At 70.9% G+C, this 20,987-nt stretch carries 20 protein-coding genes; 6 read left to right on the forward strand and 14 right to left on the reverse strand.

The window, feature by feature from the left end; all coding sequences use genetic code 11:
• Positions 1 to 51: 51 nt before the first annotated feature.
• Both OG746_RS20570 and OG746_RS20575 read left to right on the forward strand, forming a co-directional pair.
• Positions 52 to 747 (forward strand): GntR family transcriptional regulator, encoded by a 696-nt coding sequence (locus OG746_RS20570; RefSeq protein WP_266716554.1) that lies wholly within the window; start codon positions 52 to 54, stop codon positions 745 to 747.
• Between the two features lie 61 nt (positions 748 to 808).
• Positions 809 to 1,675: a GNAT family N-acetyltransferase gene (locus tag OG746_RS20575; RefSeq protein ID WP_266716556.1), complete on the forward strand. Its 867-nt coding sequence runs from the start codon at positions 809 to 811 to the stop codon at positions 1,673 to 1,675.
• Positions 1,676 to 1,698: 23 nt separating this feature from the next.
• On the opposite strand, the gene OG746_RS20580 is transcribed toward OG746_RS20575, so the two are convergent.
• The 3 genes from OG746_RS20580 to OG746_RS20590 all read right to left on the reverse strand — a co-directional run bounded on the left by OG746_RS20580 (position 1,699) and on the right by OG746_RS20590 (position 3,607).
• Positions 1,699 to 2,493 (reverse strand): SDR family oxidoreductase, encoded by a 795-nt coding sequence (locus OG746_RS20580; protein WP_266716558.1) that lies wholly within the window; start codon positions 2,491 to 2,493, stop codon positions 1,699 to 1,701.
• 146 nt (positions 2,494 to 2,639) lie between these two features.
• Positions 2,640 to 3,143: a DinB family protein gene (locus OG746_RS20585; RefSeq protein ID WP_266716560.1), complete on the reverse strand. Its 504-nt coding sequence runs from the start codon at positions 3,141 to 3,143 to the stop codon at positions 2,640 to 2,642.
• Between the two features lie 59 nt (positions 3,144 to 3,202).
• On the reverse strand, positions 3,203 to 3,607 hold the full coding sequence (locus OG746_RS20590) for a MerR family transcriptional regulator (protein WP_266716562.1): 405 nt from the start codon (positions 3,605 to 3,607) through the stop codon (positions 3,203 to 3,205).
• Between the two features lie 177 nt (positions 3,608 to 3,784).
• Between OG746_RS20590 and OG746_RS20595 the strand changes: the two genes are divergently transcribed.
• Positions 3,785 to 5,302: a SulP family inorganic anion transporter gene (locus OG746_RS20595; protein WP_266716564.1), complete on the forward strand. Its 1,518-nt coding sequence runs from the start codon at positions 3,785 to 3,787 to the stop codon at positions 5,300 to 5,302.
• Between the two features lie 63 nt (positions 5,303 to 5,365).
• On the forward strand, positions 5,366 to 5,839 hold the full coding sequence (locus tag OG746_RS20600; RefSeq protein ID WP_266716566.1) for a DUF3592 domain-containing protein: 474 nt from the start codon (positions 5,366 to 5,368) through the stop codon (positions 5,837 to 5,839).
• Positions 5,840 to 5,851: 12 nt separating this feature from the next.
• On the opposite strand, the gene OG746_RS20605 is transcribed toward OG746_RS20600, so the two are convergent.
• Together OG746_RS20605 and OG746_RS20610 are read right to left on the reverse strand one after the other, a co-directional pair.
• The gene (locus tag OG746_RS20605; protein ID WP_266716567.1) at positions 5,852 to 6,244 is read right to left on the reverse strand and encodes a VOC family protein; all 393 of its coding nucleotides are present in this window, start codon (positions 6,242 to 6,244) and stop codon (positions 5,852 to 5,854) included.
• Positions 6,241 to 6,549 carry an ArsR/SmtB family transcription factor gene (locus OG746_RS20610; RefSeq protein WP_266716569.1) on the reverse strand — a complete coding sequence of 103 codons (309 nt, stop codon included), beginning with the start codon at positions 6,547 to 6,549 and terminating at the stop codon, positions 6,241 to 6,243. The genes OG746_RS20605 and OG746_RS20610 overlap by 4 nt, the downstream gene beginning before the upstream one ends.
• A 238-nt stretch (positions 6,550 to 6,787) precedes the next feature.
• On the opposite strand from OG746_RS20610, the gene OG746_RS20615 reads away from it, so the two are divergent.
• Positions 6,788 to 8,977 carry a glycosyltransferase gene (locus tag OG746_RS20615; protein WP_266716571.1) on the forward strand — a complete coding sequence of 730 codons (2,190 nt, stop codon included), beginning with the start codon at positions 6,788 to 6,790 and terminating at the stop codon, positions 8,975 to 8,977.
• A gap of 23 nt (positions 8,978 to 9,000) precedes the next feature.
• On the opposite strand, the gene aceE is transcribed toward OG746_RS20615, so the two are convergent.
• The 3 genes from aceE to OG746_RS20630 all read right to left on the reverse strand — a co-directional run bounded on the left by aceE (position 9,001) and on the right by OG746_RS20630 (position 13,686).
• Complete coding sequence (gene aceE / locus OG746_RS20620; RefSeq protein WP_266716573.1) at positions 9,001 to 11,655, reverse strand: pyruvate dehydrogenase (acetyl-transferring), homodimeric type; 2,655 nt, start codon at positions 11,653 to 11,655, stop codon at positions 9,001 to 9,003.
• A gap of 152 nt (positions 11,656 to 11,807) precedes the next feature.
• Entirely contained in the window at positions 11,808 to 12,446 is a 639-nt protein-coding gene (locus OG746_RS20625) for a GntR family transcriptional regulator (protein WP_266716575.1), read from the reverse strand.
• A gap of 22 nt (positions 12,447 to 12,468) precedes the next feature.
• Positions 12,469 to 13,686 carry an MFS transporter gene (locus tag OG746_RS20630; protein ID WP_266716577.1) on the reverse strand — a complete coding sequence of 406 codons (1,218 nt, stop codon included), beginning with the start codon at positions 13,684 to 13,686 and terminating at the stop codon, positions 12,469 to 12,471.
• 54 nt (positions 13,687 to 13,740) lie between these two features.
• Here OG746_RS20630 and OG746_RS20635 point away from each other — a divergent pair, with 54 nt between their 5' ends.
• The gene (locus OG746_RS20635; protein WP_266716578.1) at positions 13,741 to 14,643 is read left to right on the forward strand and encodes an AraC family transcriptional regulator; all 903 of its coding nucleotides are present in this window, start codon (positions 13,741 to 13,743) and stop codon (positions 14,641 to 14,643) included.
• Here the strand turns inward: OG746_RS20635 and mnhG are convergent.
• From mnhG to OG746_RS20665, 6 genes are read right to left on the reverse strand one after another with little or no spacing between them, the layout of a single operon-like run.
• Complete coding sequence (gene mnhG, locus OG746_RS20640) at positions 14,583 to 14,930, reverse strand: monovalent cation/H(+) antiporter subunit G (RefSeq protein ID WP_266716579.1); 348 nt, start codon at positions 14,928 to 14,930, stop codon at positions 14,583 to 14,585. The genes OG746_RS20635 and mnhG overlap by 61 nt on opposite strands.
• The gene (locus OG746_RS20645) at positions 14,927 to 15,265 is read right to left on the reverse strand and encodes an MrpF/PhaF family protein (protein WP_266716580.1); all 339 of its coding nucleotides are present in this window, start codon (positions 15,263 to 15,265) and stop codon (positions 14,927 to 14,929) included. Before OG746_RS20645 ends, mnhG begins: the two co-directional genes overlap by 4 nt.
• Positions 15,262 to 15,870, reverse strand: a complete 609-nt coding sequence (locus OG746_RS20650) for a Na+/H+ antiporter subunit E (RefSeq protein WP_266716581.1) — start codon at positions 15,868 to 15,870, stop codon at positions 15,262 to 15,264. Before OG746_RS20650 ends, OG746_RS20645 begins: the two co-directional genes overlap by 4 nt.
• A complete protein-coding gene (locus OG746_RS20655; RefSeq protein WP_266716583.1) occupies positions 15,867 to 17,462 on the reverse strand; it encodes a Na+/H+ antiporter subunit D in 1,596 nt (531 codons plus the stop codon). Before OG746_RS20655 ends, OG746_RS20650 begins: the two co-directional genes overlap by 4 nt.
• Positions 17,459 to 18,052, reverse strand: a complete 594-nt coding sequence (locus OG746_RS20660; RefSeq protein WP_266716585.1) for a Na(+)/H(+) antiporter subunit C — start codon at positions 18,050 to 18,052, stop codon at positions 17,459 to 17,461. The genes OG746_RS20655 and OG746_RS20660 overlap by 4 nt, the downstream gene beginning before the upstream one ends.
• Positions 18,049 to 20,943 (reverse strand): Na+/H+ antiporter subunit A, encoded by a 2,895-nt coding sequence (locus OG746_RS20665; RefSeq protein WP_266716587.1) that lies wholly within the window; start codon positions 20,941 to 20,943, stop codon positions 18,049 to 18,051. Before OG746_RS20665 ends, OG746_RS20660 begins: the two co-directional genes overlap by 4 nt.
• Between the last annotated feature and the right edge of the window lie 44 nt (positions 20,944 to 20,987).

Consider the following 20,987-nt stretch of genomic DNA (forward strand, 5'->3'; position numbering starts at 1 on the left):
GATTCCCCGTCAATTGACGCCATGCGTCCCCGAAGACTAGGTTCTCGTGCCATGCAAGAGCCCAAGCACCTCGCACGCAGGCCGCTGCAGCAGACCAGCATGCAGGCGAAGGTCGCCGAAGAGCTGCGCCGGATGATCATCAGTGGGGAGCTGCCGCCGCGCTCCAGCCTCTCCGAGATGACGCTGTCGCAGACCTTCGGCGTCAGCCGCACCCCGATCCGCGAAGCCCTCAAGCAGCTCCAGATCGAGGGCCTGGTGGAGGTGCGCCCGCGGGTCGGCACGTTCGTCGCCGTGCCCTCGCGCCGCGAGATCACGGAGCTCTTCCAGATGAAGGAGCTTCTCGAAGGCGCGGCGGCCCGCCTCCTCGCCTTCCGCGGCAACGTCCCCGAGGTGGAACGCCTTGCCGACAACATGAGCGCCGCCGACGAAGCGGTGCGCGCCGGCGACTCGGAGCAGTACGAGAAGCTGGTGCACGACTTCCACGAGCTGATCATGGTCGGGGCCGACAACTCCAAGCTGGAGGCCCACTACCGCACCCTGATGAACCAGCTCGCCTACGCCCGCCTCGTCCGCACGTCCCTGTCGCAGCCCGGCCGCCTCACCGAGTCCGACCACGAGCACCACCGCGTCCTCGACCTCATCCGCGCCAGGGACGGCGACGGCGCGGAACGCGTGATGCGCGAACACGTGCGGCGCAGCCACCAGGCGCTCATGGCGGGGATGGACGACGACCGGTTCAAGGACTGAGCTTCAAGGACTGAGGGAATTCAGGTGCGCACACCGCGGCCCTTGGTGTGTCATCACCGGCATGGCCATCGAGTTGGTGACACCGGAAGTCGACGAGCTGGGTGACGTCGTCGACGTACTGCGGACATGGCAGCACGACACGGCGCCGATGCAGCTGCATCCCGGCGACCTGGGCTGGTACTGGCGGACCGGCGCGGAGCGCACCGCGGCGGACGTGCGGACGTGGCGCCGTGGCGGGCGGGTGCTCGCCGTCGGCCTGCTGGACGGGCCCACCCTGCTGCGGCTGACCCTCGCGCCCGACGCCCACCAAGACCCGGAGCTGGCGCGGCAGTTGCTCGCCGATGTGGGGGAGCCGAAGCGCGGGGTCCTGCCGGAAGGGCCGGTCGACATCGAGGCTCCCCGGGGCGTCCTGCTCCATGACCTCCTGGCCGGGGCCGGCTGGCGCCCTGGTGAGGCGTGGACGCCGCTGCGCCGCGATCTCACCGAGCCGGTCCGGTCCCCGGCCGTGCGGATCGAGGTCGCGGGACCGGATCGGGCGGACGCGTACGCCGCCGTGCACCGGGCGGCCTTCGACGGCTCGACGTTCAGCGAGGCGCGGTGGCACGCGATGGCGGCCGGTGCGCCGTACGCGGAGGCGCGGTGTCTGCTCGCGTACGACGACGAGGGCGCGGCGGTGGCGGCGGTGACCGTGTGGTCGGCGGGGCCGGGCCGGCCCGGGCTGCTCGAACCCATGGGCGTGCACCGGGACCACCGCGGCCGTGGTCACGGGGCGGCGATCTCCGTCGCCGCGGCGGCCGCACTCCGCGAACTCGGCGCGTCGAGCGCCCTCGTGGGCACACCCAGCGCCAACACGGCGGCCGTGGCCACCTACAAGGCGGTCGGCTTCCAGCCACTACCGGAGGTCAGGGACCGCTGCCGGGAGGCGTAGTGACTGCTGGCCGCCAAACCGTTCTACGCCGTGGTGGCGATGCCGCCGTCGACGGGGATCACGGCGCCCGTCAGGTATGCGCCCGCCCGGCTGGCGAGGAACACGGCGACACCCGCCATGTCGTCGTCGCGGCCGATCCGGCGCAGTGGGGCCGACGCCGCGATCGCCTCGCCGAACTCGTCGAGGGTGGCAGCCATCATCGCCGACGGGAACGGTCCCGGCGCCACGGCGTTCACGGTGACGTGCTGCGGTCCCAGTTCCTTGGCGAGCACCCTGGTGAGTTGATGCAGCGCGGCCTTGCTGCTGGAGTACGAGTAGTTGGGCCGCTGCGGGATGTGGATGGCGGCGATGCTGCCGATGTTGATGATCCGCGCGGGATCGTCGGCGGTGCCCGCCTTGCGAAGTGCGGGCAGCAACGCCTGGACCAGCCAGAACGGCGACTTCAGGTTGAGGTCGACGACCGTGTCCCAGGCCTTGTCCGGGAACGTCTCCAGCGGCTCGTCCCACATGGCGCCCGCGTTGTTGACGAGGATGTCGAGACGCTCGGAGTCGGCGGTGACGAGGTCGGACAGTCGCCGACACTCGTCGTGGCGGGACAGGTCGGCGGGGACGGCCCGCACCTCACCGAATGGGGAAAGGTGTTGCTGCGCCTGAGCGCACGCTTCCGCGTCGCGTGAGCTGATGACCACCCGGACGCCCGCCTGGAGAAGGCCACGCGCGATCATCATCCCGATGCCTCTGGTGCCACCGGTGACGAGCGCGCGCTTTCCACGAAGATCGAAAAGCTCTGCATGCGTTGTGAATTGGCTGTCCACCACTTGCCGTCTTTCTCGTTTGGAGATGCTGGGGTACCGGCCGTCCGACTCCCGCTCATTCCGAGAACCTGGTGACACCGGCATGCCCGCGACGCTATGACCTTCGTGTGCACTCCAAGCAAGCGTCTCCTGACCAGAGGTGACAGGCTCTAGTCGCCCACCGCGCCGTCCGCCATCTCCCGCAGGATGTCGATGTGCCCGTTGTGGCGCGAGGTCTCCTCGATCATGTGCATCAGGATCCAGCCGAGGGTGACATGGGTGCCGTCCCTGACCGGGCGCTTCGCCGTCGCCAACAGGTCTGTTTCTGCGACCAGTTGACGGTAGCGGGCGCTCTGCTCCTCGTACTCGGCGACGAGTTGGGGGATGGGGGTCTCGGCTCCGAGCCGCATCTCGCGGTCCGGGTCCTCGTCCGTCCACGGGCCCGCGTCCTCCTCGCCCAGGAAGATCACCTGGATCCAGTGGTACTCGACCCAGCGGAGGTGGTTGATCAGGCCGCCCAGCGTCATGAGCGGCGAGCCGGGCAGCGGCGCCGCGCCCCCGTGTTCGGGTGCGAGGTCGGCGCACTTGGCGACGGCCGTGGCGCGCGCGTAGTCGAGGAAGCTCGTGAGCATCGTCCGCTCGTCCCAGGACGGCGGCATATCGGTGCGTGTCATGGCGTGATCCTGGCACGCGCCGACAGGGCGCGACAGCGGTTATCGCCGCCGGTGCCGGGTCACGCCGCCCCGGCCCCGTCCAGACGCTCCCGCAGCGTGCCCGCGAACTCCTCCGCGCGGCCGAGCTGTTTGCGCAGATCCGCGACGCGGTCGGCCGCCGCCTGCTCGAAGTGGCGGACACGGTCCAGGAGTTGCTCGCGCTCGTCGCCCTCGGGCGGCGGGGTCGCGTCGAGGCGGTCCGTGGCGTCCAGGAGGTCCCGCATCTGGTCGAGGGTGAAGCCGAGCGGCTTCATGCGGCGGATGACCATCAAGCGGGCCACGTCGCGCTCGGTGTAGAGGCGAAAGCCGCCCTGAGAGCGGGCGGACGGGATGACGAGGCCCGTCTCCTCGTAGTGCCGGATGGTGCGCAACGACAGCTCGGTCCGGGCGGCGACCTCGCCGATCTGCATGTGCTCGCTGCTCACGCGGCGCCTTTCTCCGTGTCTGCGTGGTGTCACCGGGGCCACAGTCGGCGACGCCGATCTCTACCCTAACGTTAGGGTAGAGTTGTCGGATGTCAGGGTCGGCCGCACGCCGCCCGTTCTCCCGCTCGCACAGGCCGCGTGACGCCGGTGTGCCCGACCACGACAGGTTACTTTCTCTTGTCCCCCTCCTCTGCCCCTCCCGCTCCGTCACCGGCCGCCCGGCTGCGCGGCCTGCGCCCCGACTGGTGGTCCGACCCGAAGGTGTGGCGCACCGAGATCCTGGGCGGGCTCGTGGTGGGGCTCGCGCTGATCCCCGAGGCGATCTCGTTCTCGGTCATCGCGGGCGTCGATCCGCAGATCGGTCTCTTCGCCGCGTTCACGATGGCCGTGACGATCTCCATCGTCGGTGGGCGGCGGGCCATGATCTCGGCCGCCACCGGCGCCGTCGCGCTGGTGATCGCGCCGCTCAACCGGGAGCACGGATTCGGTTATCTGGTCGCGGCGGTGATCCTGGCCGGTGTGTTCCAGATCGTCCTCGGCGCGCTCGGCGTGGCGAAGCTGATGCGGTTCGTGCCGCGCAGCGTGATGGTCGGCTTCGTCAACGCGCTCGCCATCATGATCTTCATGGCCCAGGTGCCCGAGATGACGGACGTGCCGTGGGCCGTCTACCCGCTGATCGTCGCAGGGCTCGCGCTGATGGTGTTCTTCCCGAAGGTCACCAAGGCGGTCCCGGCCCCGCTCGTCTCCATCGTCATCCTGACCGTCATCACCGTCGCCGCCGGGATCGCGGTGCCGACCGTGGGGGACAAGGGCGCGCTGCCGTCCTCGCTGCCGGTGCCGGGGCTGCCGGACGTGCCGTTCACCCTGGAGACGTTGAAGATCGTCGCGCCGTACGCGCTCGCCATGGCGCTCGTCGGGCTCATGGAGTCCCTGATGACGGCCAAGCTGGTCGACGAGATCACCGACAGCCGCTCGTCCAAGACCCGTGAGTCGATCGGGCAGGGCATCGCCAACATCGTCACCGGCTTCTTCGGCGGCATGGGCGGCTGCGCCATGATCGGGCAGACGATGATCAATGTAAAGGTGTCCGGCGCCAGGACCCGCCTGTCCACGTTCCTCGCGGGCGTGTTCCTGATGGTGCTGTGCGTGGTCTTCGGGCCCGTCGTCTCCGAGATCCCGATGGGCGCCCTGGTCGCCGTCATGGTGATGGTGTGCTTCGCGACGTTCGACTGGCACTCCATCGCCCCGAAGACGCTGAAGCGGATGCCGGCCGGCGAGCTCGTCGTGATGGTGCTGACCGTCGTGGTCGTGGTCGCCACCAGCAACCTCGCGATCGGTGTCGTCGTCGGCTCGATCACCGCGATGGTCATCTTCGCCCGACGCGTCGCCCACGTCGCGAACGTCACCTCGGTCACCGACCCCGAGGGCGGCCAGGTCGTCTACTCGGTCACCGGTGAGCTCTTCTTCGCGTCCTCCAACGACCTGGTGACCCAGTTCGACTACGCAGGCGACCCCGACAAGGTCGTCATCGACCTCTCCGCGACGCATGTCTGGGACGCCTCGTCGGTCGCCGCGCTCGACGCGATCGAGACCAAGTACGCGGAGCGCGGCAAGAGCGTCGAGATCGTCGGCTTCAACCCGGACAGCGCGGCCCTGCACGGCAAGCTGAGCGGCGAACTCACCGGCAGCAACTGACACCTTCCTTCTGCGATAGCGTCCCTCCTCTTCGGACGAGTTCGGACGAGTGAGGGGCGCAGCGTGCAGGTTCAGGTGCGGGGGCGGGCGGTACGCCGATGGGTCGTGCTGGGGGTGTCGGCGTTCGGCGCGATCTTCCTGGTCGCCGGGCTGATCCTGGCGTGGTCGTCGGTGTCGCTGCTGCGGGAGGCGGACCGTACGACGGGCAGGGTCGTGGCCCTGAAGTGGCGCGACAGCCACATCGGCGTGACGCGCAAGACCCGGGAGCGGGACAAGCCCTCGGCGTATCCGGTCGTCGAGTTCACCACCGCGGACGGCACCCCGTACACCTTCCGCAGCTCGACGGGCTCCAACCCGCCCGCGTACGAGGAGGGGGAGCGCGTCGAGGTGCTGTACCGGGCCGACGACCCCGAGGACGCGCAGATCAACGGGTTTCTCTCGCTGTGGCTGCTGCCGCTCATCTTTGGCGGGATCGGGCTGATCGCCGCCGCCGTCGCCACGGGCATCGCGGTCTTCGGACGGCGGCGGCGCGCGTAATGCGAACCCGGTCTACTTGGGCTCCGTCGCGATCTGGATGAGGTTGCCGCAGGTGTCGTCGAGCACGGCGGTCGTGACCGGGCCCATCTCCAGCGGCTCCTGGGTGAAGCGCACGCCGAGCGCGGTCAGCCGCTCGTACTCGGCCTGCACGTCGTCGACGGCGAACTGGGCGAGCGGGATGCCGTCCGCGATGAGCGCGTCACGGTAGGGCTTCACGGCCGGGTGGCCCGCCGGCTCCAGGAGGAGCTCGGTGCCGCCGGGCTCCTCGCTCGACACGACGGTCAGCCAGCGGTCGGTCTCGCCCACGGGCACGTCGTGCTTCTTCCGGAAGCCGAGGATCTCGGTGTAGAAGTGCGCGGCCTTGGCCTGGTCGTCGACGAAGACGCTGGTCATGTGGATCTTCATGGGGTGCTCTCTTCCGGGTCCTGTGCAGGGGCTGCTGGCTTGAGCCACCGCTCCGATATCTGGCGCAGCGGTGCGGTGTTCAGGTCGTGGAACTTGTAGCGGCCCTCCCGTCGTGTCTCGACGAGCCCGGCCGCCTCCAGCACGGCGAGGTGCTGAGAGACGCCCTGCCTCGACAGGGTCAGCCGGTGCTTCATGGCCAGCCGTGAGCAGATCTCGAACAGTGTCTGCCCCGACTTCTCCGTCAGCTCGTCGAGGATCGTGCGGCGGGTGGGGTCGGCCAAGGCTCTGAAAAGGTCATCGGCCACGACGCCAGCATAGGCAAGTGTTTGCTTGCCTATCAACCGGAAGGGCGGGCGCGCGTCCTGCCGACGCCCCGTCAGGTCCAGGTGTCCATATGGCGGACGCCCAACTGCCCGTCACCGGCCAAAACTTGGCGCGCGACACAACATCCGAAGTCGCATATGTCCGCATCTGGGCATTTAATTTGACGGGAGACGTCAACCCACGCGTCAGTCCCAGCACCACAGAACGGGCGTCCCACGGATGAAAATCAGCTTCCTGCTCTTCAACGCCTACGGCATCGGCGGCACCATCCGCTCCACGATGAACCTCGCGGGCGCGCTCGCCGAGGCGGGCCACGAAGTAGAGATCGCATCGGTCGTGCGAACCAGGGAACACCCCGCACTGAACCCGGCACCCGGAGTGAGAATCCTTCCGCTCGTCGAGGCACGGCGCGGCGCCGCGGCCTTCGACCCGGAACACGATCCGGCCGCCTCTCCCTCACAGCTCTATCTCCGCGCCGACGGCCCCTACGCCCACTCCAGCACTCTCACCGACAGACGCATCGTCGAGTGGCTGAACAGAACCGACGCCGACGTCGTCGTGGGGACACGGCCCGGCATCAACGTGCTGCTCGCCGAGTACGGCCCCCGCCACGCGCTGCGCATCGGGCAGGAACACCTGACGCACAGCATGCACAAGCCGGCCATACAGTCCGCCCAGGACAAGGCGATCGCCGCCCTCGACGCCTTCACCACCGTCTCCTACGCCGACGCCGAGTGCTATCGCGACGCCCTGCCCGGAGTCGACACCGAGATCCGCTGCATCCCCAACGGCGTCCCCGTCCCGGACGTCGCCGCGTCGACCGGACGCAACAAAGTGGTCGTGGCGGCGGGCCGCCTCATTTCCGTGAAGAACTACGCCCTGCTCATCGAGGCCTTCGGGCACGTCGTGGCCGAGCGCCCGGACTGGTCGCTGCGCCTCTACGGCCGGGGCCGCCTCGCGGGGCAGCTGCGCGAGCAGGTCATGGCGGCGGGGCTGCACCATCACGTGCGGCTCATGGGCGCCGTCGCACCCATCGAGCCGGAGTGGTCGAAGGGCTCCATCGCGGCGGTCTCGTCGAACGCCGAGTCCTTCGGCATGACCCTCGTCGAGGCCATGCACGCGGGGCTGCCCGTGGTCGCCACCGACTGCCCGTACGGGCCCGGCGAGATCATCGACGACGGACGCGACGGATACCTGGTGCAGCCCGGCGACCCGAAGGCGTTCGCCGCCGCGCTGCTCGACCTGATCGAGGACGACGAGCGGCGCCACGCGATGGCCGAGGCGGCGAAGGCGAAGGCGCTGACCTTCACTCCTCGGACAGCGGCCGAACGGTTCCTCGCCCTGGTGGCGGAGCTGGGCGGCCCCGGAACTCCCGAACCGGCGTCGACACCGGGCCGCGTCCGCCGTCCCGTACGCAGCGTGGTGCGCGAGCGCGTCGGCACCGTCGTACGCCCCGTGCTGCGCGCGTCCCTGCGCAGCCCCGTCCTCGCACCCGCCGTCCGCACCCTGATGCCCGGCCGCGCCAAGCGCCTCACCCGCGTCCCCGGCTTCCACCCCGCGGCCCGCACGAGGGCCACGACCGACGGTGACATCGTCGTGGACATCACCGGCGTACACACACCACAGGCCGCACTGCTCCTGCGGCGGGGCGATGACACGCTGCGCCTCCCGCTCCGCCCGGAGCCGGAATCCCTGCGCGCCCGCATCGGCCGGGACCATGTGCTGGGCGAGGGGGAGTGGACCGTCTACGTGGAGCGCACAGACGACGGCGTACGTCGCCGGGCCCACTCCCTGACGGTGGAGACCGCGGAACTGGTGGGCCGCACACCGGAGTTGATCGGGGACCAGGTCACCTCCCGCATCCCCCGCACCACGGGCACGGGACACCTCGCCGTACGGACCTGGGCCCGCCCCGCACACCTCGAGATCGGCACCGTGGACACGGGCGGGTCCGCCCTCATCGTGGAGGGTCGGATCGTCGGACGGCCGCTGGGCGACGACACCGTGGTGGTGGCGGCGCGGCGCGGCGAGGACATCGCCTTCGAGTCGGCGGAGGTCGTGGTCTCCGGCGACCATGTGTGGTTCTCGGTGCCGTACGCCGACTTCGCCGAGCGGTGCCGCGCCGCCGGCGAGGGCCGCGAGCTCTGGGACCTGTACCTGGTCGATCGCGGCGCCCGGATCCCCGTCGGCCGGATCGGCGGGGACGTGGTCGAGCGCAAGGGGACCGACCCGGTGCCCCCGGCCTTCCATGAGGGCGCCGGGGGTCAACAGGTGCGGATCGGCCCCTACTTCACCGCGGCCAACAACCTGGCGGTGACGGTCCGCGAGGTGACCCCGTCCTCGCAGCCGGGGCGCGACGCGGTGGTCAGCGCGCAGGCGACGGCGGTCCGGATGAGCGGGGTCGGATAGCGGCTACGCCCACCAGCTGGGCGTCAGCGCAGGCCATAACGCCGGGCGGCGCGCTCCGCGGCGTCCGGCTTGGCCTCGCCGCGCGCCGCCAGGGTGCGCAGCACATGCACCACGACGGACTCGGCGTCCACGCCGAAGTGGCGGCGGGCATTGACCCGGTTGTCGGAGAGGCCGAAGCCGTCGGTGCCGATCGAGGACCACTGCTGGGGCACCCACGGGGCGATCTGGTCGGGCACCGCGCGCATCCAGTCCGACACCGCGACGACCGGGCCCGGCGCCTCGGCAAGGGCTTCGGTGACATACGGGATCCGGTCCTGGTCCTCGGCCTCCATCGCCTCGCGGCGCAGCAGGGTCCAGGACGGCGCCGACCACACGTCGGCCGCGACGCCCCAGTCCTCGGCGAGCAGTTCCTGCGCCTCGAGGATCCAGTGGATCGCCGTGCCGGAGGCGAGGAGTTGGACGGGCGGGGCGTCGCTGTCGGCGTTGGTGGCGGCGCGGTAGCGGTACAGGCCGCGCAGGATGCCCTCCTCTACACCGTCGCCTTCGGGCATCGGCGGCTGGAGCTTCGTCTCGTTGTAGACGGTGAGGTAATAGAAGACGTCCTCGGCATCCTCCCCGTACATGCGCCGCAGACCGTCCCGGACGATGACACCGACCTCGTACGCGAACGCCGGATCGTAGGGCAGGCAGGCCGGGTTGGTGGAGGCGATGAGGTGCGAGTGGCCGTCGGCGTGCTGAAGGCCCTCGCCGGTCATGGTGGTGCGTCCGGCGGTGGCGCCGATGACGAAGCCCCGGCCCAACTGGTCCGCCAGCGCCCAGAACTGATCGGCCGTCCGCTGCCAGCCGAACATCGAGTAGAAGATGTAGAAGGGGATGAGCGGCTCGCCGTGTGTCGCGTACGAGGTGGCGGCGGCGGTGAAGGAGGCCAGTGAACCGGCTTCTGTGATGCCCTCGTTGAGGATCTGGCCGCTGGTCGACTCCTTGTAGTAGAGGAGCTGGTCGCGGTCGACGGGCTCGTACGTCTGGCCCTTGGGGGAGTAGATCCCGGCCGACGGGAACAGGGACTCCATGCCGAAGGTGCGGGCCTCGTCGGGCACCACGGGCACCCAGCGCGGGCCGGTCTCCTTGTCCCGCATCAGGTCCTTGACCAGCCGGACGAACGCCATCGTCGTGGCGATCTCCTGGCCGCCCGAGCCCTTGGCCAGCGTCTCGAACGGCTTGGCGGACGGGGCCGGAAGCGGTCGGGCCGCGACGCGGCGCGCGGGAGCCGGGCCGCCGAGGGCGCGGCGGCGCTCGTGGAGGTAGGCGACCTCCTCGGAGTCGGGGCCCGGGTGGACGTACGGGACCAGGTCCTCGCCGAGCCGGGAGTCGGGGATGGGCAGCTCCAACAGGTCGCGCATGGCACGGAATTCCTTGCCGGAGAGCTTCTTCATCTGGTGGTTGGCGTTGCGCGACTCGAAGCCGGGGCCGAGCGTCCAGCCCTTCACCGTCTGGACGAGGACGACGGTCGGTGCGCCCTTGTGGTCGACGGCCGCGCGGTACGCGGCGTGGATCTTGCGGGGCTCGTGGCCGCCGCGCGAGGTGCCCACGATCCGGGCGAGGTCCTCGTCGGAGTACGGGCGGGCGAGGCCGGCGAGCGGGCCTGCGAAAAGGCGTTCGCGGATGTACGCGCCGTCGCGCGCGGCGAACGTCTGCAACTGGCCGTCGGGCAGCGTGTCGAGGGCGTCGAGGAGCAGCCCGTCGGTGTCCGTGGCGAGCAGGCCGTCCCACTCCACGCCCCAGGGCACCTTGACCACGTTCCAGCCGGCCGCGCGGAACTGCGCCTCCAGCTCCTGCACGATCTTGAAGTTGCCGCGCACCGGACCGTCCAGGCGCTGCAGGTTGCAGTTGACGACGAACGTGAGGTTGTCGAGCTCCTCGCGGGCGGCGAGGTTCAGCGCGGCCGTCGACTCCGGCTCGTCCATCTCGCCGTCGCCGAGGAACGCCCACACGTGGCTGTGGCTGGTGTCCTTGATGCCGCGGTGGTGCAGATAGCGGTTGAAGCGGGCCTGATAGATGGCCGACAGCGGGCCGAGTCCCATCGACACGGTCGGGAACTCCCACAGCCACGGCAGCCGCCGCGGATGCGGGTACGAGGGCAGTCCGCCGCCGCCCGCCTCCATCCGGAACCGGTCCAACTCGGCCTCGGTGAGCCGCCCTTCGAGGAACGCGCGGGCGTAGACACCGGGGGAGGCGTGCCCCTGGACGTAGAGCTGGTCGCCGCTTCCGTCGGCGTCCTTGCCCTTGAAGAAGTGCTGGAAGCCGACCTCGTAGAGCCAGGCGGCCGAGGCGTAGGTGGCCATGTGGCCGCCGAGACCGCCGCGTTCGTTGCCGCGGGTGACCATGACCGCGGCGTTCCACCGGTTCCACGCGGTGATCCGCGACTCCATCGACTCGTCGCCGGGGTAGGCCGGTTCGGCGTCCGTCGGGATCGAGTTGACGTACGGCGTGGTCGACGGCGGCGGCAGCGATACGCCCGCCTGCCGTGCGTGATCCACCACGCGCCGCAGCAGCCGGCCCACGCGCCGGGGGCCGACGGCGCCGACCGCGCCGTCCACGGAGGCCAGCCACTCGGCGACCTCCTGCGGGTCGGGCTCGGGGAGTTGGTCCAGCTGGTGGTTCTGGGACATCGGGGACATAGGGGTTGCCCTTCCGTCGGGGCGCCCGTGGTGACGGGCGGCCATACGTTCCGCAAGTTCCGCACTGCGAAAGATCAATTTCTCAGAGCAGAAGCTAGGTCGCGACGAAGTGCCGGGTCAACGACTACTGGTGAGTAATTTTCAATGATCGATCATTTTCGGGCGTAATCCATGACGTGCAGCTCCATCAGCCGCCCCAAGTGCGGATCGCCGCGACGCAGGCCCTCGACGATCTCCTCGTGGTCCTCCGCGTTGTCGTGCAGCTCCGTGCGCAGCCGGCCGAGCGAAAGCCGCGTCCAGGCCTCCACGCCCAGCAGGTCCCAGTGTCGGATCAGTACCGGATTGCCGCACGCGTGGACGATGGCACGGTGGAACGCCACGCCTTGCAGGGCCTGTTCATGCGACTTGCGCTCGACGGCGGCGCGTCGCATGGCCGCCAGGTGCCGCTCCAGTTCGGTGACGTCCCCGGCCATCCGTGAGGCCGCGAGCGTGATGGCGCGCCGCTCCAGGGAGGCCCGTACCTGGTACACGTCCCGGAGCTGATCCAGCGTGAGTTCCCGTACGCTCGCGCCCTTGTTGGGGGCGTACGTCACCAGCTCCATTGCCTCCAGCTCGCGCAGCGCCTCCCGTGCCGGCGCCTGACTGACGCCCAACTCCAGTGTGATGCGCCGCTCGACGATCCGGTCGCCCGGCCCCCAGCGGCCCTCCACCAGGCCTTCGAGGATGAAGTGGCGGACCTGCTCGTGCAGGGGGACGCGCGCGAGGGGGCCGGGAGTGGGCGACGTGGGCAAGGTGACTCTCCTGCTGTGGCGACTATTTGAGCAATGATCGATCAATGGCTACCGTACCGGTACCCGCAGCAGCCGTACCCGTACCCGTACCCGTACTCGCGCTCGTCCCCGTGGGTTCCGGCAGCGTCCGGAACAGCAGCCAGCTCAGCAGCGGCATGAGGATGAGCGGAGTCAGGGCGGTGCGCAGCGAGGACTGGTCGGCGACGGTGCCGATGAGGGGGCTCGCCAGGCCGCCGATGCTCACCGTGAGACCGAGGGTGATGCCGCTCGCTGTGCCGACACGCGAGGGCAAGTAGTCCTGCCCGAGCGTGACTTGCAGCGAGAACGGCACGTACAGGCCGGCCGAGGTGAGCGCGAGGAAGCCGTAGAGCGCCGGGCCCGGCACCCACACCACGCCCGCCACGGACGCCGCCGTCAGCAGGTACGACCAGCGCGAGACGGTGACCCGGTCCCAGCGGCCCGCCAGCGCCCCGCCCAGGATGCTGCCGACCGCCCCGCCCACGTAGAGCACGAACAGGGCCACGGTGCCCGCCACCTTGCTGCCGCCCATGCGCTGGGTCGCGTACAGGGAGACGAAGGTGCTCAGGCCGGTGAACACGATGGAGCGGCACACCACCGCGAACGACAGCCGGACGAACGCCGGAACGTCGTCCCTGGCGGGCGTCTCCGCCGTGGCGGACGACGCGTTCTCGCGCCGTCCCAGCGCGCGCAGCACCGGCAGGCAGATCGCGGCGCCGGCCGCCGCGGGCAGCGCAAGCAGGGGAGTGAACCGCAGCCCGCCCGTGGCCACCGCGGCGGCGACCAGGAGCGGGGCCAGCGCGAAACCGACGTTGCCGCCGAGCGAGAACCAGGCCATCGCGCTGTGGCTGCCACCGCTCGCGAGCCGGGCCACCCGCGCCGACTCCGGATGGTAGGCGGCCACCCCGATCCCGGACACCGCGACGACGGCGAGGGTCACCGCGTACGAATCGCTCACCCCGCTCAGCGCGATGCCCACGCCCGCGAGCAGCGTGCTGAGCGGCAGCAGCCAGGGCATCGCCCGGCGGTCGGTGAGCAGGCCGAAGACCGGCTGCGCCACCGACGAAAGGAGTGAGGCCGCGAGCACGATGCCGGACACGGCGGCGTAGCTGTAGGCGCGTTCGGCGACGAAGTACGGGACGAGTGAGGCGACGGCGCCCTGGTAGACGTCCACGCACGCGTGCCCGACGGAGAGCAGGGGGATGGAGGTGTTCTTTCGCACCCGGTCATCGTCGCGAGCGGGCCCGCTGTCCCGCTTCCGATAACCTGCCAGACAATGCCGAAGAACCGCCACGCTGTTCGTCACACCGCCCGGCACTCCGTGCGGCACACCCCGGTGGCCCCCACGCACACCAGGTACCTGGCGCACGGAGCCGAGATCGACGCCCACCGGCACGACGACCACCAGATCGCCTACGCGGGCCGGGGTGTGGTCGCGGTCACCACCGACGCCGGTTCCTGGGTCGCGCCGGGCACCCGCGCGCTGTGGGTGCCCGCCGACACGGTGCACGCCCACCAGGCCCACGGCGACGTCGAACTGCACTTCGTGGGGCTGCCCGCGACCGAGAACCCGCTCGGCCTCGACACCCCGGCCGTGCTCGCCGTCGGCCCGCTGCTGCGCGAGCTGATCATCGAGTACGCGCGCACCGGGTCCCCGGACACCACGGACGTCGGCAGCCCCGAACGGGCGCGCCTGCGGGCGGTGTTGCTCGACCAGCTGAAGCTGTCACCGCAGCAGCCGCTGCACCTGCCGACGCCGACCGCGCCCCTGCTGCGCGCCGTGTGCGACATCCTGCACACGGATCCGGCCGACCGCCGCACCCTGGCCGAACTGGGCCGGGAGGTCGGGGCGAGCGACCGCACGCTGTCCCGGCTCTTCCGCGGCGACCTCGGCATGACGTTCCCGCAGTGGCGCACCCAACTGCGCCTGCACCACGCGCTGGTCCTGCTCGCCGACCACACGCCGGTGACGACCGTCGCGAACCTGTGCGGCTGGTCGTCGACGAGCGCGTTCATCGACGTGTTCCGGCGCGCGTTCGGGCACACACCGGGCAGTCACCCGGGTCAGGGCCAGGACCGGTCCCGGGGTCAGGATCAGGACCGGTCCCGGGGTCAGGATCAGGACCGGTCCCGCGCCGAGGCCAACTCGTCCCGAAGCAGCGCGACTTCACCGACCTGACCCGTGCGGTACGCGGCCCGCGCCACCAGATGGGCCGCGACCGCGCTGGTCAGGAGCTGGAAGAAGGCGACGAGCGCGAGCGTGCCCAGGTCGACGCCCGAGCGCAGGCGCAGCGCGACGCCCGCCACGAGCAGCAGCATGCCGAGCGTCTGCGGGTTGGTCGCGGCGTGGCTGCGGGTCAGTACGTCCGGCAGCCGGAGCATGCCGATGACGCCGGTCAGACACACCGCCGCCCCGGCGAACAGCAGGACGGAGCCGGCGAGATCGGTGACGTCGTACCAGTTCACGGGCGCTCCTTGGGGCCTTGGACCTTCTTGAGGGAGACGGCGCCGGGCCGCGTCCTTACCCCCGGCCGGTCGCGCGCCGCGATGAAGCGGGCGATGGCCACCGAGCTGGTGAAGCCGAGGAAGGCGGTCACCAGCATGATCGACAGGTAGTAACTGGTGCGCGTGATCGCGGCGTTGACCCCGATCCCGGCGATGATGAGCACCGCCGCGATGTCGACGGCCACGGCCCGGTCCAGCATCGAGGGGCCCCGCCAGATCCGCACCAGGAGCAGCGCGCCGGCCAGGACGATCAGCACCAGCGCGCCGTTGAGCAGGATGTCGTTGGCCAGCTTCATGCGTCGGGCGTCCTTCCTTCGGGAGCGTCGGGTGCGTCAGGAGCGTCGGGTGCGTCCGGCGGCGTCGACTCCTTGAGCCGGCCGATCTCCTCGCGCGTGCCGAAGGCCCGTACGACGAGGGTCTCCAGACGTCGCACGTCGGCGCGGGCCCGGTCCACCGCCCGCGGGTCGTCGGCGTGCACGACGTGCAGGAACAGGGTGGCGGTGGAGCCGTTGACCTCGACGAGGGCGCCGCCGGGGACGCTGGACACGGCGACTGCGGTCGCCGCGATCATCAGGTCGGTGCGGCAGCGCAGCGGCACCGCGATCACGGCCGCGGGCCCGGGTTTGCCGCGCAGTGTCTGCCAGGTCACGGTGACCGTGGACGACGTCATGTCGTACAGGAGATAGCCGGCGAGCCGGACGATGCCGATCGGGCGCAGGCGCAGGTCGAGTTCGACGGCGGGCAGCGGGAAGACCAGGCACAGCAGGACCGCGACCACCACGCCGCTGATGACGTTGCCCCAGCTCAGGCCGGTCCACAGCAGCGTCCAGATCACCGTGAGCCAGGCGATCAGCGGCAGGTCGATCCGGCGCCAACGGCCCCTGGGGCTTGAGGAGTTCACTGGTTGAGCACCGCCTCCACGTAGGGGGTGCGGGAGAGGAGTTCGGCGGCCGAGCGGTCGGCGAGGCCGGTCAGCGGGGTGGCAAGCAGCGTGTAGGAGAGGCCGAGGATGACCGCTGCGGCCGTCGCCGCGGTCATGACGCGGGGCACGCGCATCGTGGTGCGTACGCACACGGCGGTCGCCGCCGAGAGGCCGCCGCCCCCGCTCTCCTCCGGTGCCGAGTCGGAATCGTCGCTCTCCTCCAACACGTCGTCCTCGGAGGGTGGTTGGGCGGGGGCGGCCCGCCAGAACACCAGGTTCCACACCTTCGCCATCACGTACAGGGTCAGCAGGCTGGTCACGGCCGCGGCGGCGAGCAGCGTGTACGACCAGACGCCGCCGGCCGCCGCACCCGCTCGCATCAGGCCGAGCTTGCCGAGGAACCCGGACAGGGGTGGAATTCCGGCGAGGTTCATGGCGGGCACGAACCAGAGCGCGGCGAGCAGCGGGGCCGAGCGCAGCGTGCCACCGAGCCGCGTCAACTCCGTTGTCCCGTACCGCTTTTCGAGCAGCCCCGCGGCCAGGAACAGCGTCGTCTGCACGGTGATGTGGTGCGCCGTGTAGACGATGGCGCCGCCGATGCCGCCCCGGCTGCCGAGCGCGAGCCCGTACAGCATGAAGCCGATGTGGCTGACGAGGGTGAAGGACAGCAGCCGCTTGAGGTCGGTCTGGGCCACGGCGCCGAGGATGCCGATGATCATCGAGGCGAACGCCACCGCCATCAGCACGCCGGAGAGCCGGTTGCCCGGGAAGAAGAGGGTGTCGGCGCGGATCATCGAGTACACACCGACCTTGGTGAGCAGCCCTGCGAACACGGCCGTCACCGGCGCGGGCGCCGTCGGGTACGAGTCGGGCAGCCAGGCCGCGACGGGGAACGCCGCCGCCTTCACCCCGAACACGGTGAGCAGCAGCACCTCCGCCAACGTGCGCACCCCCAGCGGGAGTTCGGGCATGCGCTGGGCGAGCTGCGCGAAGTTCACGGTGCCCGCCGCGGCGTAGGTCACGGCGATCCCGCACAGGAACACCAGGGACGAGACGAGGGAGACGACGACATACGTCGATCCGGCCCGCACCCGTGGCTCCGTGGCGCCCACCGTGAGCAGCACGAAGCTGGCCATCAGCATGATCTCGAAGCCGACGTAGAGGTTCACGAGGTCGCCCGCGAGGAAGGTGAGCGACACCCCGGCGACGAGGACCAGATACGCCGGGTGGAAGACCGCGATCGGCGCCCGCTCCTCGCGGTCGGCCATGCCCTGGCTCATCGCGTAGATGAGGACGATGAAGGTGACGGCGCCGGACACCAGGAGCATCAGCGCGGCGAGCCGGTCGGCGACCAGTGTCACGCCGAGCGGCGGCCCGAAGTCGCCGAGGTGGACCACGAGCGGGCCCGTGCGGTCGGCCTCGACGAGCAGGATGACATCGACCGCGACGACCGCCGCGAGCACCCCGACGGTGATCAGCCGGTGCAGCCAGCGCAGCCGCGGCCCGATGAACAGGGTCAGCCCGCACACCACGAGGGGCAGCACGACGGGCAGCGGGACGAGGGAGTTCACCGGGTCTCCTCCGGGCGGGTCTCGGGGGGCTCGGCCGGGTCGGCGGCGGACGACTCGGGCGGGTCCGCGCCGAGGACGTCGTTCCACAGGTCACCGTCCGCGTCCCGGGCGCGAGCCTGGTAGGCGCGCTCCGCGCGCAGCCGACGGCGCTGGTCGCGCCGCTCCTCGCGCCATGCGCTCGGGCCGTCCTCGCGGTGCAGCTCACGCAGTTCGGCCCGCTCGGCGGAGATCTCCGCGCGCAGCACCACCCGCCGGTCCGCGACGTCGTCCGGCACGAAGTCCGAACCGGTCAACTGGCTGCTGCGGTAAGCCATCGCGAGCACGAACGCCGTGGTGGCGAGCGTGATCACGACGGCGGTGAGGATGATGGCCTGCGGCAGCGGATCGGTCACCTTGGCCGCTTCGACGCCCGGATACAGCAGCGGCGGGAAGCCCGCCGCCCCCGTCGAGGCGAGGACGAAGAGATTGACGCCGTTGCCGCACACGATGATGCCGACGAGCACCCGGGTGAGGCTGCGCGTGTGGATGAGGATCCCGCCTGCGCTGGTCAGCACGACCGCGCAGACCAGCAGGGTGAGACTGACGGTCACGGGTTCTGTGCCTCCCCGGCGAGCGCGAGACTCGCCCTGTACTCGGTCTGCTGGTCGATCTTCGAGCCGAGCGCCCGTACGACGTCCAGGACCACCCCGAGGACCAGCAGGTACACCCCGAGGTCGAAGATGACGGCGGTGCTCGCGTGCCAGTCGCCGATCAGCGGCAGGTGACCGTGCCAGGTCCAGCCGTGCAGCACCGTGCCGTCGGCCAGCCCGACGAGCGCGACCGATGTGGAGAGGGTCAGGCCGAGCCCGGTGAAGAAGCCCGGGTGGACCGGCGCCGCCACCGCCAACTCGTGCCGCCCGCCCGCCAGATAACGGATCGTCAGGGCGACCCCGGCGACGAGGCCGCCGACGAAGCCGCCGCCCGGCAGGTTCTCCGCGCACAGCAGCAGGTACACCGACAGCATCAGGATCGGATGGAAGACGAGCCGGGCGACCACCTCGAAGACCACCGAGCGGTGCTCGGGCGCGAGCGTGTCACCGGCGACCAGCCAGCTGCGCTCGGGCGCGCCCTGCTGGTACTTGGCGGGCACCTTGAGCCGGGAGTTCGCCAGCGACCACGCGGTCACCCCGCCCGGAAGCCGCGGCGCCGGCGCGGTCGCCCGGCCCTGGCGGCGGTGCACGTACAGCAGGCTCGTCACACCCAGGACGGCGACGGCGAGGACGGCCGACTCGCCCATGGTGTCCCAGGCCCGGAAGTCCACGAGGATCGTCGCGACGACGTCCTTGAGGCCGTGGTGTGCGGTCTCCTCGATCTGCGCCGCGCCCGCGGGCTCCGCCGTACGCGCGCCCGCCGCCAGCCACACCGCGCAGGCCACCGCCACGCTGCTGCCGAGCGCGAGCAGCATGCTCACACCCCACCGCCAGGTCCGCTGCGTATCGCCGAAGAACACCGGGAGGCGTCGCAGGACGAGGACGAGCACGACGGTCGACACCGTCTCCACGCCGAACTGGGTGAGCGCCAGGTCGGGCGCGCCCTGCACGACGTACAGGAGCGCCGTGCCGTACCCGGTCAGCCCCGCGAGCACCGCCGCCTTCATGCGCCGCTGCACCACCAGGCACATCAGCGCGCACGCACACGTCAGCGCGCCGACGCCCGCCTGCATCGGGTGGTCCCACAGGCGGGGCGCGGGGGTGGCGCCCCAGGGCCGGTCGGTGGCGAGGACCGCGAGCAGCCCGAGGAACATGACGCCCAGGACCGTCGCCACGTACGAGGGCAGCGAGCCCTTCTGGACCGTGCCCGTGATCTGGAGCGAGGACCGTTCGAGGCCGAGCACGGTCCGGCCGAACACCTCGTCCGCCTTCGGCCAGGCGAACCGCCGGCCGAGCCGCACCACCGGCTCCCGCGCGAGGAACAGCGCCGCGCCGCCCGCCCACGCGAGCACGGACAGGCCGAGCGCAGGACCGAACCCGTGCCACAGCGCCAGGTGGTAGGGGTGTGCGGGGGTCGGGTACTGCTTCGCGTACTGCTCGAAGAGGTGTGCCGTCCAGTCGATCCCCGGGCCGAGCAGCAGACCGGCGAGGGCAAGGAGCGCGGGCGGGGCGAGGAAGGCGGCGCCGACGCGGTGCACGGGCGTGTCGGCGACCCCGGGCTTGCGCGCGAACGCGCCCCATAGGAAGCGCAGGGTGTACGCGGTGGTGAGCGCGGATCCGACGACGACGCACGCGAGCACCCAGCGCTCGCCCGCGGTGCCGTGCAGCAGCGCTTCGAACGCCGCCTCCTTCGCCGCGAACCCGAGCAGCGGCGGAATCGCCGCCATCGACGCGCCCGCGAGGACGGCGACCGTGCACACACATGGAAGTCTTCGCCCCACCCCCGACAGGCTCCGCAGATCGCGGGTGCCGCTCGCATGGTCGACGATCCCCGTCACCAGGAACAACGGCGCCTTGAACAGCGCGTGCCCCAGCAGCATCGCGATGGCCGCGAGAGCGGCGTTGTACGAACCGGCGCCCGCGAGCACCACCAGAAAGCCCAGCTGGCTGACGGTCCCGTAGGCGAGCACCAGCTTGAGGTCGTTGAGCCGCAGCGCACGCCACCCGCCGAGCAGCATCGTCACCGCGCCCAGGGTCAGCAGCATCGGACGCCACGGCGTGACATGGGCGAAGGCGGGAGCGAACCGCGCCACCAGGTACACGCCCGCCTTCACCATCGCGGCGGCGTGCAGATAGGCGCTGACCGGGGTGGGCGCGGCCATCGCGTTCGGCAGCCACATGCTCAGCGGCCAGATCGCCGATTTGGCGAGCGCCCCGCACAGGATCAGGACGATCGCGGCCGAGAGGGTGCCGCTCGCGGCGGGCGGCGACTCCAGGATGCGCGAGATCCGGTAGGTGCCAGCCAGGTGGCCGAGCATCAGGAAGCCGACGAACATCGCGAGCCCGCCGACCGAGGTCACCGTCAGCGCCTGCAGCGCGCAGCGGCGGCTGGCGCGTTTCTCGCTGTCGTAGCCGATGAGCAGGAAGGACAGGACGGTGGTGAGTTCCCAGAACAGGTAGAGGGTCATGAGGTCGTCGGCCAGGACGAGCCCGAGCATGGCCCCCGCGAATGCGAGGAGGTTGCCGCCGAACGAGCCCAACTGCCGGGCGCCGCCGTCGAAGTAGCGCACGCAGTACAGCAGCACGAGCGCCCCGATACCGGCGGCGAGCAGCACCATGACGAGGGACAGGGCGTCGAGCCGGAACGCGATCTCGACGTCGTAGTCCTTGATCCACCACCAGGACTCTTCGCTCGCCCCGCCGTCGCTCACCTCGCCCCAGCGGGACAGCGCCCAGCCGAGGGCGGCGGCGGGCGGCAGCGCGAGCGCCACGAACCCGCGCGGCCCCACCCGGCGGATCAGCGGGGCAGCGCAGAGCGCGACGACGAAGTGTGCAAGGACCAGTGCGGTCATACACGATACATATCGGGTGAAAAGGGGTGCTGTGGGTGGGGCGC

The organism is Streptomyces sp. NBC_01016, assembly GCF_026341035.1.
Classification (GTDB): domain Bacteria; phylum Actinomycetota; class Actinomycetes; order Streptomycetales; family Streptomycetaceae; genus Streptomyces.